General features: G+C 60.7%; 10 protein-coding genes, 2 tRNA genes and 3 rRNA genes. 1 reads left to right on the top strand and 14 read right to left on the bottom strand.

All coding sequences use genetic code 11. From position 1 onward, the window contains the following. Positions 1-14 precede the first annotated feature (14 nt). From AB4850_RS14995 to coq7, 7 genes are all read right to left on the bottom strand, one after another. Entirely contained in the window at positions 15-1421 is a 1407-nt protein-coding gene (locus AB4850_RS14995; RefSeq protein ID WP_414443829.1) for a UDP-N-acetylmuramoyl-tripeptide--D-alanyl-D-alanine ligase, read from the bottom strand. Further along, positions 1418-2962 carry a UDP-N-acetylmuramoyl-L-alanyl-D-glutamate--2,6-diaminopimelate ligase gene (locus AB4850_RS14990; RefSeq protein ID WP_414443828.1) on the bottom strand — a complete coding sequence of 515 codons (1545 nt, stop codon included), beginning with the start codon at positions 2960-2962 and terminating at the stop codon, positions 1418-1420. The genes AB4850_RS14995 and AB4850_RS14990 overlap by 4 nt, the downstream gene beginning before the upstream one ends. Next, positions 2959-4806, bottom strand: a complete 1848-nt coding sequence (locus tag AB4850_RS14985) for a peptidoglycan D,D-transpeptidase FtsI family protein (protein WP_414443827.1) — start codon at positions 4804-4806, stop codon at positions 2959-2961. The genes AB4850_RS14990 and AB4850_RS14985 overlap by 4 nt, the downstream gene beginning before the upstream one ends. Beyond that, positions 4803-5138 (bottom strand): cell division protein FtsL, encoded by a 336-nt coding sequence (gene ftsL, locus AB4850_RS14980; protein ID WP_414443826.1) that lies wholly within the window; start codon positions 5136-5138, stop codon positions 4803-4805. Before ftsL ends, AB4850_RS14985 begins: the two co-directional genes overlap by 4 nt. After that, positions 5135-6076: a 16S rRNA (cytosine(1402)-N(4))-methyltransferase RsmH gene (gene rsmH, locus AB4850_RS14975; protein WP_414443825.1), complete on the bottom strand. Its 942-nt coding sequence runs from the start codon at positions 6074-6076 to the stop codon at positions 5135-5137. Before rsmH ends, ftsL begins: the two co-directional genes overlap by 4 nt. Positions 6077-6099: 23 nt before the next feature. Continuing rightward, on the bottom strand, positions 6100-6528 hold the full coding sequence (mraZ, locus tag AB4850_RS14970; RefSeq protein WP_206129819.1) for a division/cell wall cluster transcriptional repressor MraZ: 429 nt from the start codon (positions 6526-6528) through the stop codon (positions 6100-6102). 375 nt (positions 6529-6903) lie between these two features. Then, the gene (coq7, locus tag AB4850_RS14965; protein WP_414445523.1) at positions 6904-7530 is read right to left on the bottom strand and encodes a 2-polyprenyl-3-methyl-6-methoxy-1,4-benzoquinone monooxygenase; all 627 of its coding nucleotides are present in this window, start codon (positions 7528-7530) and stop codon (positions 6904-6906) included. 279 nt (positions 7531-7809) lie between these two features. On the opposite strand from coq7, the gene AB4850_RS14960 reads away from it, so the two are divergent. Then, complete coding sequence (locus AB4850_RS14960) at positions 7810-8988, top strand: porin (protein WP_414443824.1); 1179 nt, start codon at positions 7810-7812, stop codon at positions 8986-8988. 145 nt (positions 8989-9133) lie between these two features. Here the strand turns inward: AB4850_RS14960 and AB4850_RS14955 are convergent, their stop codons facing one another. From AB4850_RS14955 to AB4850_RS14925, 7 genes are all read right to left on the bottom strand, one after another. Beyond that, complete coding sequence (locus tag AB4850_RS14955; RefSeq protein ID WP_414443823.1) at positions 9134-10810, bottom strand: long-chain fatty acid--CoA ligase; 1677 nt, start codon at positions 10808-10810, stop codon at positions 9134-9136. Between the two features lie 343 nt (positions 10811-11153). After that, positions 11154-11267: ribosomal RNA gene (rrf, locus tag AB4850_RS14950) — 5S ribosomal RNA — on the bottom strand. A 192-nt stretch (positions 11268-11459) separates the two neighbouring features. Next, positions 11460-14339, bottom strand: a 23S ribosomal RNA gene (locus AB4850_RS14945). A gap of 308 nt (positions 14340-14647) precedes the next feature. Further along, positions 14648-14723, bottom strand: a tRNA-Ala gene (locus tag AB4850_RS14940). Positions 14724-14759: 36 nt separating this feature from the next. Further along, positions 14760-14836: transfer RNA gene (locus AB4850_RS14935), tRNA-Ile, on the bottom strand. A 64-nt stretch (positions 14837-14900) separates the two neighbouring features. Next, positions 14901-16431: ribosomal RNA gene (locus AB4850_RS14930) — 16S ribosomal RNA — on the bottom strand. The 16S, 23S and 5S rRNA genes sit together here with 2 tRNA genes alongside, the layout of an rRNA operon. A 147-nt stretch (positions 16432-16578) precedes the next feature. After that, the gene (locus AB4850_RS14925) at positions 16579-16731 is read right to left on the bottom strand and encodes a hypothetical protein (RefSeq protein ID WP_414440956.1); all 153 of its coding nucleotides are present in this window, start codon (positions 16729-16731) and stop codon (positions 16579-16581) included. Positions 16732-16859: the final 128 nt, after the last annotated feature.

Here is a 16859-nt window from a genome sequence, read left to right as displayed (position 1 = left end):
TGCTTACTTCCTTCTCAGTGTGCGTCGGGCGTCGCGCCCGTCGCGGGTTGGTTCGTCAGTGCGTCGACCACGCGCTCCATCTTCATGTAACGCGAGCCCTTCACCAGCACCGTGGCTGCCGGGCCGTGGCCGGCGGCGTCGAGCGCCGCGAGCAGCGCGCCGATCTCGCCGAAGTGCCGTGCGGCGGGGCCGAACGCGGCACAGGCGTCGCGCGTGGCGTCACCGATCGCGTAGAGCGCCTCGATGCCGCGCTCGCGTGCGTAGGCGCCGATCTCGCGATGGAAGGCCGGCCCTTCGTCGCCCACCTCGCCCATCTCGCCAATCACCAGCACGCGCGGTGCGGCCTGCTGGACCAGCACGTCGATCGCGGCGCGCATCGAATCGGGATTCGCGTTGTAGCTGTCGTCGATCACGGTCGCGCCAGCCAGCGACGCGAGCGCCGCATGCTTGACCTGCAGGCGGCCCTTCACCGGCTCGAACGCTTCGAGGCCGGCGCGGATCGCGTCGAGCGGCACGTTCGCCGCAATCGCAGCCGCGGTGGCCGCGAGCGCGTTGCGTGCGTTGTGCGCGCCCAGCGCCTGCAGGCGCACCTCCAGCGCGCCGGCCGGCGTCGCAATGGACAGCACACCGCCCTGCATGGTGCCCGTCACCGCCGCGTTGGTCGTGCCGGCGCCGTCGTTCAGCGCGAAATCGACAATCCGGTTGCCGGTGGCCGCGACGCGCCAGATCCCGGCGTATTTGTCGTCGGCCGGAAACACCGCGACGCCGTCGGGCGTCAGCGCATGGATCACCGAAGCATGTTCGAGCGCGACGGCCTCGACCGTCGCCATGAATTCCTGATGCTCGCGCTGCGCGTTGTTGACCAGCGCGACCGTGGGCGCGGCGATCTTCGCGAGCGTCTGCGTCTCGCCGGGGTGATTCATCCCCAGTTCGATCACGGCGAGCCGGTGCGCCGGCGCGAGCCGCAACAGCGTCAGCGGCAAGCCGATGTCGTTGTTGAAGTTGCCGGCCGTCGACAGCCGCGCATCCTTGCCCACCGCCGCCGCGAACACCGACGCGATCATTTCCTTGACGGTGGTCTTGCCATTGCTGCCCGTCACGGCAACCAGCGGCCCCGTGAAGCGCCGGCGCCAGCCATGTGCGAGCGCGCCGAGCGCCACGCGCGTATCGGCCGCCTTCAGTTGCGCCAGCGTGGCCGGTGCGTCGCTGCGCGACACCAGCACCGCGCTCACGCCGCGTGCGGCAACGTCGGCGAGAAAATCGTGCGCGTCGAAGCGCTCGCCCTTCAGCGCGACGAACAGATCGCCTTCGCCTGCCGTGCGGCTGTCAGTGGACACGCGCGAGAACGCGATGTTCCCGTCGCCCGCGATCGTCGCGCCCGGAATCAGTTCGGCGGCTTCGCGCAGGGTCAGCATCGTCATTCGTTGCCTCCGTGTGCGTGCGTCGCGCGCGCGGCCAACGCGAGCCGCGCATGGTCCTGATCCGAGAATTCGCGTTTCTTGCCCATGATTTCCTGTGTAGCTTCGTGGCCCTTGCCGGCGAGCAGCACGACATCCTCGCGCGCCGCGCCGCGTACGGCCTGCAGGATCGCGCTGGCGCGATCCTCGATGCGTTGCGCCGCATCCGGCGTGCGCATGCCGGCGGCGATCTGCTCGATGATGGCGAGCGGCACTTCGCTGCGCGGGTTGTCGCTCGTGACCACGACGCGATCGGCGAGCCGCTCGGCGATGCCGCCCATCAGCGGACGCTTGGTGGTGTCGCGATCGCCGCCGCAGCCGAACATGCAGACCAGCGCGCCGCCGCGTGCCGCCGCGATCGGACGCAAGGCTTCGAGCGTCTTTTCGAGCGCGTCGGGCGTGTGCGCGTAATCCACCACGACCAGCGGTTCGTCGCTCGCGATCCGGCCGCCGAGCCGCTGCATGCGGCCGTTCACGGATTCGAGCTTGCGCAGTTCGGCAAGCGCCGCGTCGAACGGCACGTCGGCCACCAGCAGCGTGCCGAGCACGGCCAGCAGGTTGCTGACGTTGAACAGGCCGAGCGTGCCGACTTCGACATCGGCATCGCCCCACGACGACGCCAGACGGAATGCCGTGCCGGTAGCCGTGGCGTGTACGTCGTGCGCGATCAGTTCGCGATCGGCGTCGGGCGCATCAGCGCGATCGCCAATGCCGTACGCCACGGTGCGCGTGCGCCCGGCCAGCGCTTCGAGCAGGCGTTCGCCGGCCGCGTCGTCGCGGTTGACGATGGCGTGACGCAGCCCGCGCCACGCAAACAGCTTCGCCTTCGCGGCCTCGTAGGCTGCGAAGCTGCCGTGGTAATCGAGGTGATCCTGCGTCAGATTCGTGAACACGGCCACGTCGAACGCCGTGCCGTTGACCCGGCCCTGCTGCAGCGCATGCGACGACACTTCCATCGCCACGGCCTTGGCTCCTTCGTCGCGCAGTTGCGCCAGGCTGCGCTGCAGCTGCGGCGCATCGGGCGTCGTGAAGCCGGTGGCGACCAGCCGGCCCGGCATGCCGCTGCCGAGCGTGCCGATCAGCGCGCACGGCGTGCGCAGCGCGCTCAGCGCCGTCGCGATCCATTGCGTGCAGGAGGTCTTGCCGTTGGTGCCCGTCACGCCGACCGCGAACATCGCATCGCTCGGGTCGCCATACCAGCTGCTGGCGATCTCGCCGGCCAGCGCGCCGAGTTCGGGCACGGCGTGCGTGACGGCCGCGTCGAGCGCATCGACGGCGAAGCCTTCGGGCTGCACCAGCACCGCGGCCGCGCCGCGCGACAGCGCGCCGGCGATGTGCTGGCGGTTGTCGACGCCGTCGACGGCATAGGCGAGGAACCCGTCGCCCGGCTGCACCGCGCGCGAATCGGAATGCAGATTCGCGCCGGGCTGCAGATGTGCGCGCAGCCACGCGAGCGCGGCTGCGATTCGGGCGTGCGCCGGATGGGCGCTGCGTACGGCGCTCATCGAACGACTCCGGGGCGGTCATGCGTGTTGCTCGACACCACCATGTGATGCGCCGGCATGGCCGCGAGCCGCGCGGCGCCGGCCTTCGGCGGGGCAGGTGGCTTCGGCGTGTCGTCGTTCACGACCAGTTGCTTGACCGGCATGTTCGGCGGCACGTTCAGCGCGCGCAGCGTATCGCCGGCGATCGTCGAGAACACCGGGCCAGACACCGCGCCACCGAAGTGGCTGCCGGCGGTGGGCTCGTCGACCGAGACGGCCACCACGATGCGCGGATTCGGCATCGGCGCCATGCCGACGAACGATGCGCGATATTTCTTGTGGTCGTAGCCGCGGCCGACCTGCTTGTACGCCGTGCCGCTCTTGCCGCCGACGCGATAGCCGGGCACCGCCGCGTCGGGCGACGTACCGTTCTTCGTCACGACGCTTTCGAGCATTTCGCGCACTTCGCGCGCGGTGGTGGGCGAAAACACCTGCGGGCCTTGCGGCGGCTGCTTGTCGTCGGTCTTGAACAGCGACAGCGGCATCAGCTCGCCGTCGTGGGCGATGGCCGTATAGGCGTGCGCGAGCTGGAACAGCGACACCGACAGGCCATAGCCGTACGACATGGTGGCCTGCTCGATGCGGCGCCAGCTCTTCCACGGCCGCAGGCGGCCGGCCACGGCGCCGGGGAACCCGACCTTCGGCGCCTGGCCGAGGCCGATGCTCGTATACATATTCCACATTTCCTCGGGCCGCATCGTCATCGCGATCTTGGTCGCGCCGATGTTGCTCGACTTCTGGATCACGCCACCCACCGTCAGCACGCCGAAGCCGGCATCGTCGCTGATCGGCGCGCCGTCGAGCACGAAGTGGCCGTTGCCGGTATCGACCAGCGTATTCGGCGAGACACGGTGCAGGTCGAGTGCGAGCGACACCGTGAACGGCTTCATGATCGAGCCCGGCTCGAACGTGTCGGTCAGCGCGCGGTTGCGCAGCTGCTCGCCGGTCAGGTGCGAACGGTCGTTCGGGTTGTAGGTCGGATAGTTGACCAGCGCCAGCACCTCGCCGGTGCGCACGTCGACCACCATCGCCGCGCCCGCCTTGGCGTGGAACTTCTCGACCGCGGCCTTCAGGTTCGCGTAGGTGACGTACTGGATCTTGCTGTCGATCGACAGATCGACGTCGGTGCCGTTGTGCGGCGGCAGCTGCTCGTCGACGTCCTCGACGATATGGCCGACGCGATCCTTGATCACGTGACGGCTGCCCGACACCCCGGCCAGCAGCTTCTGGTCCGCCAGCTCGACGCCTTCCTGGCCTTCGTCCTCGACATTGGTGAAGCCGATCAAGTGAGCGGTGATCTCGCCTTCCGGATAGAAGCGCTTGTATTCGTTGCGCGCATAGATGCCGGGGATATCGAGCGCGGTGACCTTGTCGGCCACGTCGATCGGCACCTGCCGCTTCACGTAGACGAAGCTGCGGTCGCCCGACAGCTTGCGGCGCAGCTCGGGCGCGCTCATGTCGAGCAGCTTGCCGAGCTGGTCGAGCTTGCCGGCGCCGAGATCGTCCGGCACCGCTTCGGGGATCGCCCAGATCGCGCGCACGGGCAGGCTCGTCGCGAGCACGAGGCCATTGCGATCGAGGATCTTGCCGCGCGTGGCCGGCAGTTCGAGCGTGCGCTGATAACGGCTTTCGCCCTGCTTCTGGTAGAACGCATTGCCCGGCCCCTGGATCCAGAAGGCGCGCGCGGCCAGCGCGACGAAGGCCATGAACAGCATGAACACGACGAGCTTCGAGCGCCACATCGGCAGATGCACCGACAGGACCGGGCTGGACGCGAATTTCACGTTCGACTGGCGTTGTTTCATCGCCGGCTCCCCTGGTCGCCAGCGGCAGCCGAACTCGGCAGCGGCGTGTCGACGGCCTTCACGGCATCGGGCGGCAGCGTCAGGTATTGGGTGCGACCGGTAACGATCGTCTGCATCTTCAGCGAATCGTTGGCGAGCTGCTCGATGCGCGAGGTCTTGGACAACGCGCCCTGCTGATATTGCAGTTGCGCGTAATCCTGCTGGAGCTGATGCTCCTGCGATTGCGCACGCTGCAACTGGAAGAAGATCTGACGCTGCTGATTGGTCGAATTGACGACCGACAGGGCACAGCCCATCACGACGATCAGCAGGAAGATGTTGAGGCGGTTCATGGCGCGATGCGCTCCGCGATGCGCATCACGGCGGACCGGGCCCGCGGGTTCGCGGCCACTTCGGCGTCGCTCGGGAACTTGCGGCCGAGCAGCTTGAGCGGCGGAGACGGGAGATCGGCGGCGCGGATCGGCAGGCGGCGATCGACCACAGGCGCGCTCGCGTGCGTCTGCATGAAGCGTTTGACGATCCGATCCTCGAGCGAATGAAAGCTGATCACGACCAGCCGCCCCCCTTGCTCCAACGACGACAACGCGGACGCTAGAACGACTTGCAGGTCCGCAAGCTCTTGATTGACGTGAATCCGTATAGCTTGAAAGGTGCGGGTTGCCGGATCCTTGCCTTTCTCACGTGTCTTGACGGCGTGACCCACGATTTGGGCAAGCTCGCCCGTGCTGTCGAGGGGACCAAGGCGCTCGGATTCCGCCCGGCGAGCAACAAGCGCCTTTGCAATCTGAAAAGCAAACCGTTCTTCCCCATAATCGCGTATCACCTCAGTCAGTTCTTGCAAGGGCGCGCGGGCCAGCCAGTCGGCTGCCGATTCGCCACGAGTGGTATCCATCCGCATATCGAGCGGGCCGTTCGCGCGGAAACTGAAACCGCGCTCGGGATCGTCGATCTGCGGGGAAGACACCCCCAGATCCAGCAACACGCCCGTCACGCGCGGCACGCCGCGTTCGGCAAGCGCGTCGCCGAGCGACGCAAAACTGTCATGCACGATCGAGAAGCGGGCATCGCCGATCCGACGCGCCGTCTCGATCGCGAGCGGATCCTTGTCGAACGCGATCAGGCGGCCGCCTTCGGCCAGCCGATCGAGCACCAGGCGGCTATGGCCGCCGCGGCCGAACGTGCCATCCACGTAAAGGCCGTCGGGCCGCGTCACGAGCGCATCGACCGCTTCATCGAGCAGCACCGTCCGGTGCTGAAATTCATTTCCCATCGCGGGCGTCTCCGTCACCGCAATCAGAAGGTGAAATTCTTCAGCGCATCGGGCATGCCCTGCGCCATCGCCGCCTGCTCCTTCGCGATGTAGGTTTGCGAATCCCACAGCTCGAAGTGACTACCCATTCCCAACAACATGACTTCCTTTTCCAGCCCGGCTGCCATTCGCAGCTCCGGCGATACGAGAATCCGGCCCGCGCTGTCGAGATCGACATCCGACGCGTTGCCGAGAAAAATGCGGCGCCACCAGTGCGCGTCCATCGGCAGGGCGGCGATCTTGGCGCGGAAAACTTCCCATTCGGGGCGTGGAAACAGCAACAGGCAGCCGTCCGGATGCTTGGTCACAGTCACCCGTCCTTCTGCCTGTCCTTGCAGCGCCTCGCGATAGCGAGAAGGGACCGACATCCGCCCTTTCGCATCGAGCGTCAGCGCCGACGCCCCCTGGAACACTTTCCGCTCTCCTGTTCGGGGTGTCTCGACACCCGCCCATTGACTGAGAATCTAACCGGAACGACCCGCTGAATCACACAAAAATACACTTCCTCACACTGTTTCCCACTTTAGAGGAAGGGTCAGGGACGGTCAAGGGCGGCCGCCGTTTTTTTGACGAATTTTGTTAGTTAGAACAAGGACTTACGCTCACCTCTTCACGCTGACCCTGAAACCGAAATTCGTTTGAAATGAACGGACTAGCGTGATGTGTGGATGTGATACGTGAAAAGACGCGCGCAAGCTGGCGTGATGGCGAGGGTTAGGGAGGCGGGAAAGTGCGGATGGGGCGTTGAAGTTGGCGAGACGCGGGAGGCTCCGCGTCCCACCGAAAACTCAGAGATAGTAGGCAGTCCTCGTCATCACTTTCGAGGCCGCCTGCATCAGCCAGCGAGCCGGTATCGGCAGCTCCGCACCGCCGGCATCGGCAGCCGTGCGGCCGTGTTTGGCCTCGTCATCACGCATCTGTTCGACGATGGCACGCGAGGCCGAATCGGCTGCCGGCAGCTCGGACAGATGGCTGTCGAGATGGCGTTCGACCTGGCGCTCCGTCTCGGCCATGAAGCCGAGGCTTGCCTTGTCGCCCAGCCGCCCCGCCACCAGGCCGATCGCCATGGCGCCGCCGAACCAGAGCGGATTCAGCAGGCTCGGACGCGAGCCGAGCGACGTGAGGCGGTGCATCGTCCACGCCAGATGATCTTCCTCCTCGCGCGCCGATTCTTCGAACAGCGCCTTCAGCGACGGCGACGCCGTCGACAGCTTCTGCGCCTGGTACAGCGCCTGCGCGCACACCTCGCCGACGTGATTGACCCGCATCAGGCCAGCCGCGTGCTTGCGCTGTTCCGCGCTCAATTCCGGCGAGAGGTCGCCATCGGGCAGCGGCACCGGACGCGTCATGCGGCTCACGCCGGCGATCGCGCGCAGGCCTCGGTCGAATTCGTTAATTAGTTCATCGAACAGCATTCGGGATCTCCGGTCAGCCACTCGCCGCAGGGTTTCGTCAGTTGTTTGTTGCGCTAACTGATCCAATTCTGCCGCGAACATTGCGGTAAACCCCCAATTTTAACCATTGTTGCCAAAAGAGGACATGCGCCATGTCGCGTCGGTCTTTTCCTTTTTCGTAAAAATGCCTTGCGCTACAGTACGTGCGGCTACTCAGAAGTGAAGCGGGGCAACGAACCTACTCAAAAGCAAACGCCCCGCCAGATAAAAAATCATTCAGTAATCCTTGGAGATCGTCGAATGAAAAAGTCGCTTTTCGCGCTCGTCGCGCTGGGTGCGTTTGCTGGCGCGGCCCACGCGCAGAGCAGCGTCACGCTGTACGGCATCATCGATGCCGGCATCCTGTTCAACAACAATTCGAATGGCGCACGCCAGTGGCAGCAGTCGAGCGGCGTGCTGCAGGGCAGCCGTTGGGGCCTGAAAGGCGTCGAGGATCTCGGCGGCGGATTGAAGGCCATCTTCGTGCTCGAGAACGGCTTCAGCGTGTCGAGCGGCGCGCTCGGCCAGGGCGGCGGCGAGTTCGGCCGGCAAGCCTTCGTGGGCCTGTCGAGCGATGCGTTCGGCAAGGTCACGCTGGGTCGCCAGTACGACTCCGTGGTCGACTACACCGGCGCGCTCGCGACTGGCAGCCAGTGGGCCGGCTACATCGGCGCGCACCCGGGCGACCTCGACAACATGAACAACGCCAATCGCGTCAACAACGCGATCAAGTACACCAGCCCCGTGTACGGCGGTTTTCAGTTCGGCGGCTTGTACAGCCTGGGCGGCGTGGCCGGCCAGCCGGGCCGCAACCAGATATTCTCGGCCGGGGCCGGCTACAACAACGGCCCGCTTGCCCTGGGCGTGGGCTACGTCAACGCGCGCAATCCGAACTACTCGTTCTTCGGCAACAACCCGAACTCGAACACGGCGGCAACGACGAGCGGCCTGAACATGACCAGCCCCGTCTACCGCGGCTACGCGTCGGCCAATACGCTGGAAATCGTGGCGGCAGCCGGCGCCTATTCGATCGGCGCGGCAACACTGGGCCTGACCTACAGCTATACGCGGTTCGACGCGGTCGGCTCGACGGCGGGCGCCAGCCTGAACCCGCTGAACCTGCGCGGCGACGCGGTGTTCAACAACGTCGAAGCGAGCTTCAAGTATCAGTTGAGCCCGGCACTGCTGGCAGGCATCGCGTACGACTACACGCGCGGCTCCAAGATCAACGGGCAATCGGCGGCCCAGTATCACCAGGTCAACCTCGGTGTCGATTATTTTCTGTCAAAGCGCACCGATCTTTACGCAATCGGCGTTTATCAGCACGCACTGGGCTACGACTCGACCGGCAACCGCGCGGTCGCGGCAATCAACAACATCACCGCCTCCGCCACGCCGAATCAGGTGTCGGCGCAGGTTGGCATCCGTCACAAGTTCTGACGAATACGCATGTAATAACAGCCGCTTCACCCTCGAAAGCGCCCTGCGGGGCGCTTTTTTCTCGCCCGCTCCGGCAGTGTTTCGTCTCAAACAAAACGGGCGCCACTGCTGGCGCCCGTTGCTGTACCGCCCCGCTATCGCTCGATCAGGCCTTGCCGTCACGCAACTCGCGACGCAGGATCTTGCCGACATTGGTCTTCGGCAGTTCCGTGCGGAATTCGATGAAACGCGGGCGCTTGTAACCCGTCAGCCGTTCCTTGCAGTAGGCAACGATATCGGCGTCGGTCAGCGCCGGATCCTTCCTCACGACGAACAGCTTCACGGCCTCGCCGGAATGCTCGTCGGGCACGCCGACCGCCGCCACCTCGAACACGCCCGGGTGCGAGGAGACCACATCCTCGACCTCGTTCGGATAGACGTTGAAGCCGGACACCAGGATCATGTCCTTCTTGCGGTCGACGATCTTCACGTAGCCGCGCTCGTCCATCACGCCGATGTCGCCCGACTTGAAATAGCCGTCGGGCATCATTACCTTGGCCGTCTCGTCGGGACGATTCCAATAACCGGCCATCACCTGCGGCCCGCGGATGCAGATCTCGCCGGGCAGGCCGAGCGCCACTTCGACGCCATCGTCGTCGCGAATCGAGATTTCGGTCGACGACAGCGGCAAGCCGATCGTGCCCGTGTATTCCGTGGCCGTGACCGGGTTGCAACTGACCACCGGCGAGGTTTCCGACAGCCCGTAGCCTTCGACGATCGGCGTGTGTGTCTTGTCGTACCAGCGCTTCGCGACGCTTTCCTGGATCGCCATTCCACCGCCGTTGGCCACCGCCAACCTCGACAGGTCGAGCTGGTCGAAATCGGGATGATTCAGCATCGCGTTGTAGAGCGTGTTCACAGCCGGGAACGTCGACACCGGATAGCGCTTCAGTTCCTTGATCATGCCGGCGATGTCACGCGGATTCGGGATCAGCAAGCCGGTGCCGCCGGTGCGCATGGTCAGGAAACCGCACACTGTCAGCGCGAACACGTGATACAGCGGCAGTGCAGCCACCGTGAAGAACTGCGTTTGCCCGGCCGGCAGCTTCGTATAGGCCGGCGCGTGCCAGGCTTCCGATTGCAGCACGTTCGCGACGATATTCCGGTGCAGCAGCGTCGCGCCCTTGGCCACACCGGTCGTGCCACCCGTGTATTGCAGGAACGCGACGTCGTTTGGCCCGAGCGTCGGCGGTGTAAACGTCTGGCGGCCGCCCTCGGCGAGCGCCGCGTTGAAGCGCGTGAACGCCGGCAATTGCCAGGCCGGCACCATCTTCTTGACGCTGCGCACCACGTAATTGACCAGCAGGCCCTTGATGCCGAGCAAGTCGCCCATGGCCGCGACGACCACATGCTTGACCGATGTTTCGGCGATCACCGCTTGCAGCGTCGCGGCAAAGTTCTCGAGCACGACGATCGCCTCGGCGCCGCTGTCGGCCAGTTGGTGCTGCAGCTCACGCGGCGTATAGAGCGGATTGACGTTGACGACGGTATAGCCGGCGCGCAGGACGGCGGCAATCGTCACCGGATATTGCAGCACGTTCGGCATCATGATCGCGATGCGCGCGCCGCGCGTCAGCCCGCGCGATTGGAACCACGCGCCGAGCTTGCGCGACAACGCATCGATTTCACCATAGGTAAGCGCCTTTCCCATACAGATAAAGGCAGTACGGTCGCGATGCGAGCGGAAGCTGTCATCCAGCAGATCGGGGACGGTCGGATAGCGAGATGGATCAATTTCGGCTGGCACGCCGGCGGGGTACGATTTCAGCCAAATCTTGTCCATGCAAGACGTCTCCTTACTGATTTTCGAATGGTCGTGCTAAAAAAGCATCCTAGCCGGTAGGCTGCCTCGAAACAACCGGGTTAGACACTCCTTTCAAACTCCGCCGAGCGGCTGGGTTTTATGACCAATTCCGTGTAGGACGCGATGGTTTGAATCGCGATCTGGTGTCGGATCATCGCAGCGCCAATCGATGCACGCAAGCATTTCGTAGGACGATTTGTCCGTTCAGGCGAAATTCAGGAGATATTTTGAGGGATTTTAAAGCGCAGCGGCGTGAACGACATTCCGCGGCCGAAAAGACAAAACCCCCACTGCATACGCAGCGGGGGTTCTGAAGGAGGAAGCCTGACGATTACCTACTTTCACACGGGCAATCCGCACTATCATCGGCGTAGAGTCGTTTCACGGTCCTGTTCGGGATGGGAAGGGGTGGTACCGACTCGCTATGGTCATCAGGCTAAAGGGGTTGTCGAGTCGCTGTTGAGCGCCACGACCAATCTGGAAGAAGTAGTAATGAGTTGTGTGTATCGGCACACGAGGACTCAATGCTGTATAACTTGTCGCGCTGTTTAAGATCCTGAACCTGCGGTTCAGGACGGGATATCTGTAAGTGCTGAAGCACTCACAGCTATCGACGCAGACTTGTTATAGGATCAAGCCTTACGGGCAATTAGTATCAGTTAGCTGAACGCATTACTGCGCTTACACACCTGACCTATCAACGTCCTGGTCTCGAACGACCCTTCAAGGAGGTCAAGCCTCCAGGGATATCTCATCTTAAGGCGAGTTTCCCGCTTAGATGCTTTCAGCGGTTATCTCTTCCGAACATAGCTACCCGGCGATGCCACTGGCGTGACAACCGGTACACCAGAGGTTCGTCCACTCCGGTCCTCTCGTACTAGGAGCAGCCCCCTTCAAATATCCAACGCCCACGGCAGATAGGGACCAAACTGTCTCACGACGTTTTAAACCCAGCTCACGTACCTCTTTAAATGGCGAACAGCCATACCCTTGGGACCGGCTACAGCCCCAGGATGAGATGAGCCGACATCGAGGTGCCAAACACCGCCGTCGATATGAACTCTTGGGCGGTATCAGCCTGTTATCCCCAGAGTACCTTTTATCCGTTGAGCGATGGCCCTTCCATACAGAACCACCGGATCACTATGACCTGCTTTCGCACCTGCTCGACTTGTCGGTCTCGCAGTTAAGCACGCTTATGCCATTGCACTATCAGCACGATTTCCGACCGTACCTAGCGTACCTTCGTACTCCTCCGTTACACTTTGGGAGGAGACCGCCCCAGTCAAACTGCCTACCATGCACTGTCCCCGACCCGGATCACGGGCCAAGGTTAGAACCTCAAACAAACCAGGGTGGTATTTCAAGGACGGCTCCACCGAAACTAGCGTTCCGGTTTCATAGCCTCCCACCTATCCTACACAGATCGGTTCAAAGTCCAATGCAAAGCTACAGTAAAGGTTCATGGGGTCTTTCCGTCTAGCCGCGGGGAGATTGCATCATCACAAACACTTCAACTTCGCTGAGTCTCGGGAGGAGACAGTGTGGCCATCGTTACGCCATTCGTGCAGGTCGGAACTTACCCGACAAGGAATTTCGCTACCTTAGGACCGTTATAGTTACGGCCGCCGTTTACCGGGACTTCAATCAAGAGCTTGCACCCCATCATTTAATCTTCCGGCACCGGGCAGGCGTCACACCCTATACGTCCACTTTCGTGTTTGCAGAGTGCTGTGTTTTTATTAAACAGTCGCAGCCACCAGTTTATTGCAACCCTTTCACCCTTCTGGCGCAGGCCAGTCAAGCTACAAGGGCGTACCTTATCCCGAAGTTACGGTACCAATTTGCCGAGTTCCTTCTCCCGAGTTCTCTCAAGCGCCTTAGAATACTCATCTCGCCCACCTGTGTCGGTTTGCGGTACGGTCACTGTTAAACTGAAGCTTAGAGGCTTTTCTTGGAACCACTTCCAATTGCTTCGCTTCCTAAGAAGCTCGCGCCACACCCTTGAATTCTGTGCCCGGATTTGCCTAAGCACCTTCTCCAATGCAGCGACCGGGACTTCCAACACCCGGACAACCTTCCGCGATCCGTCCCCCCATCGCATTTAACAATGGTGCAGGAATATTGACCTGCTTCCCATCAGCTACGCATTTCTGCCTCGCCTTAGGGGCCGACTCACCCTACGCCGATGAACGTTGCGTAGGAAACCTTGGGCTTACGGCGAGGGGGCCTTTCACCCCCTTTATCGCTACTCATGTCAGCATTCGCACTTCCGATACCTCCAGCACACTTTACAGTGCACCTTCGCAGGCTTACGGAACGCTCTCCTACCATGCACATAAATGTGCATCCGCAGCTTCGGTATATAGCTTAGCCCCGTTACATCTTCCGCGCAGGACGACTCGATCAGTGAGCTATTACGCTTTCTTTAAAGGATGGCTGCTTCTAAGCCAACCTCCTGACTGTTTTAGCCTTCCCACTTCGTTTCCCACTTAGCTATATTTGGGGACCTTAGCTGGCGGTCTGGGTTGTTTCCCTCTTGACACCGGACGTTAGCACCCGATGTCTGTCTCCCGCGATTGCACTCTTCGGTATTCGGAGTTTGCTATGGCGAGGTAATCCGCAATGGACCCCTCAACCATGACAGTGCTCTACCCCCGAAGGTGAGACGCGAGGCACTACCTAAATAGTTTTCGGAGAGAACCAGCTATTTCCAAGTTTGTTTAGCCTTTCACCCCTATCCACAGCTCATCCCCTAACTTTTCAACGTTAGTGGGTTCGGACCTCCAGTACGTGTTACCGCACCTTCATCCTGGCCATGGATAGATCACTTGGTTTCGGGTCTACGCCCAGCAACTGAACGCCCTATTCGGACTCGCTTTCGCTACGCCTGCCCTATTCGGTTAAGCTTGCTACTGAACGTAAGTCGCTGACCCATTATACAAAAGGTACGCCGTCACCCCTTACGAGGCTCCGACTGTTTGTATGCATGCGGTTTCAGGATCTATTTCACTCCCCTCCCGGGGTTCTTTTCGCCTTTCCCTCACGGTACTGGTTCACTATCGGTCGATCACGAGTATTTAGCCTTGGAGGATGGTCCCCCCATCTTCAGACAGGATTTCACGTGTCCCGCCCTACTTGTCGTACACCTAGTTCTTTCATACTGTTTTCGTCTACAGGGCTATCACCTGCTATGGCCGCACTTTCCAGAGCGTTCGACTAACAATACAAATAAAGAGTACAGGCTCTTCCCATTTCGCTCGCCACTACTTTGGGAATCTCGGTTGATTTCTTTTCCTGCGGTTACTTAGATGTTTCAGTTCACCGCGTTCGCTTCACATAGCCTATGTATTCAGCTATGGATACTCCAAAAGGAGTGGGTTTCCCCATTCGGACATCTACGGATCAAAGCTTGTTTGCCAGCTCCCCGTAGCTTTTCGCAGGCTACCGCGTCCTTCATCGCCTGTGATCGCCAAGGCATCCACCACATGCACTTGTTCGCTTGACCCTATAACGAGTCCGTCTTGCTTGCGCTTGACAGTCGTTACAGGTTGAGTTCTCGCATTTGTGCCGTATTCCAATTTGAGCCGAACATTTAAGTTCGAATCTTCTTGAGATACATCGATACAATCACAACCCGAATAACTTTCACGCCCATCTCAAATAGACGCTTCCGTTATTCAAATTACTACTTCTTCTAGATTGTTAAAGAACGACAGCCGATAAGTACACAAGGTGTACCGATCGCTCTGACTGGCTCAATCGCCAATGACAAATCCTCAGGTCATGCTGACCTGAACGCTTGTCATTGAAGATTGGTGGAGGCAGACGGGATCGAACCGACGACCCCCTGCTTGCAAAGCAGGTGCTCTCCCAGCTGAGCTATGCCCCCATACAGAGACTTCTCAAGGATACTGTCCAGACTAAGTGGTGGGTCTGGTTGGATTCGAACCAACGACCCCCGCCTTATCAAGACGGTGCTCTAACCAACTGAGCTACAGACCCCTGAGTCTGTCTTGATTTACAGCCGATAAGCGTGAACGCTCAACTTTCGCGGTATTAGCTCGAGAAAGGAGGTGATCCAGCCGCACCTTCCGATACGGCTACCTTGTTACGACTTCACCCCAGTCATGAATCCTACCGTGGTGACCGTCCTCCTTGCGGTTAGACTAGCCACTTCTGGTAAAACCCACTCCCATGGTGTGACGGGCGGTGTGTACAAGACCCGGGAACGTATTCACCGCGGCATGCTGATCCGCGATTACTAGCGATTCCAGCTTCACGCACTCGAGTTGCAGAGTGCGATCCGGACTACGATCGGTTTTCTGGGATTAGCTCCCCCTCGCGGGTTGGCGACCCTCTGTTCCGACCATTGTATGACGTGTGAAGCCCTACCCATAAGGGCCATGAGGACTTGACGTCATCCCCACCTTCCTCCGGTTTGTCACCGGCAGTCTCCTTAGAGTGCTCTTGCGTAGCAACTAAGGACAAGGGTTGCGCTCGTTGCGGGACTTAACCCAACATCTCACGACACGAGCTGACGACAGCCATGCAGCACCTGTGTATCGGTTCTCTTTCGAGCACTCCCAGATCTCTCCAGGATTCCGACCATGTCAAGGGTAGGTAAGGTTTTTCGCGTTGCATCGAATTAATCCACATCATCCACCGCTTGTGCGGGTCCCCGTCAATTCCTTTGAGTTTTAATCTTGCGACCGTACTCCCCAGGCGGTCAACTTCACGCGTTAGCTTCGTTACTAAGGAAATGAATCCCCAACAACTAGTTGACATCGTTTAGGGCGTGGACTACCAGGGTATCTAATCCTGTTTGCTCCCCACGCTTTCGTGCATGAGCGTCAGTATTGGCCCAGGGGGCTGCCTTCGCCATCGGTATTCCTCCACATCTCTACGCATTTCACTGCTACACGTGGAATTCTACCCCCCTCTGCCATACTCTAGCTTGCCAGTCACCAATGCAGTTCCCAGGTTGAGCCCGGGGATTTCACATCGGTCTTAACAAACCGCCTGCGCACGCTTTACGCCCAGTAATTCCGATTAACGCTTGCACCCTACGTATTACCGCGGCTGCTGGCACGTAGTTAGCCGGTGCTTATTCTTCCGGTACCGTCATCCCTCGGCTTTATTAGAGTCAAGGATTTCTTTCCGGACAAAAGTGCTTTACAACCCGAAGGCCTTCTTCACACACGCGGCATTGCTGGATCAGGCTTTCGCCCATTGTCCAAAATTCCCCACTGCTGCCTCCCGTAGGAGTCTGGGCCGTGTCTCAGTCCCAGTGTGGCTGGTCGTCCTCTCAGACCAGCTACTGATCGTCGCCTTGGTGGGCCTTTACCCCACCAACTAGCTAATCAGCCATCGGCCAACCCTATAGCGCGAGGCCCGAAGGTCCCCCGCTTTCATCCGTAGATCGTATGCGGTATTAATCCGGCTTTCGCCGGGCTATCCCCCACTACAGGACATGTTCCGATGTATTACTCACCCGTTCGCCACTCGCCACCAGACCGAAGTCCGTGCTGCCGTTCGACTTGCATGTGTAAGGCATGCCGCCAGCGTTCAATCTGAGCCAGGATCAAACTCTTCAGTTCAATACCTGTTACTGTTTTTCGGTTCTTTCGAACCGGTCGCTCACTCAAAGCTGACAGGATTACGAATTACTTCATAAACCTGACTTACTTTTGTGTGAGACTCTTGATACTTTTGCTGACCTGATCCTAAGATCAGGACCGCTTCCATCAAGCGTCCACACTTATCGGCTGTAGATTGTTAAAGAGCGTTTCCGAGAGAAGCTTGGCTTCGTTTCGGCGCTGCGTTTTCAGCAGCAGAGAAGCGAGATTATGAAGAACATTTTGAAGCGCGTCAACTACTTTTTTCAGCGCTTCGATCAACAAACCGCATCGATCGAGTTCTTCACCAGTTCAAAGAAGCAGCCTAAATTCCGGCGCTCTCCTTGTCCTGCCTAGCTTCCCCTCCCGTTCTGCGTTTCCGTCATCGCGAGAGAGGCCGAATTCTAAGC

This window comes from Burkholderia sp. 22PA0106, from assembly GCF_047497155.1.
Lineage (GTDB): Bacteria > Pseudomonadota > Gammaproteobacteria > Burkholderiales > Burkholderiaceae > Burkholderia.
The sequence above is the reverse complement of the archived record's forward strand: the minus strand, read 5'-3'. Positions and strand labels throughout refer to the sequence as shown.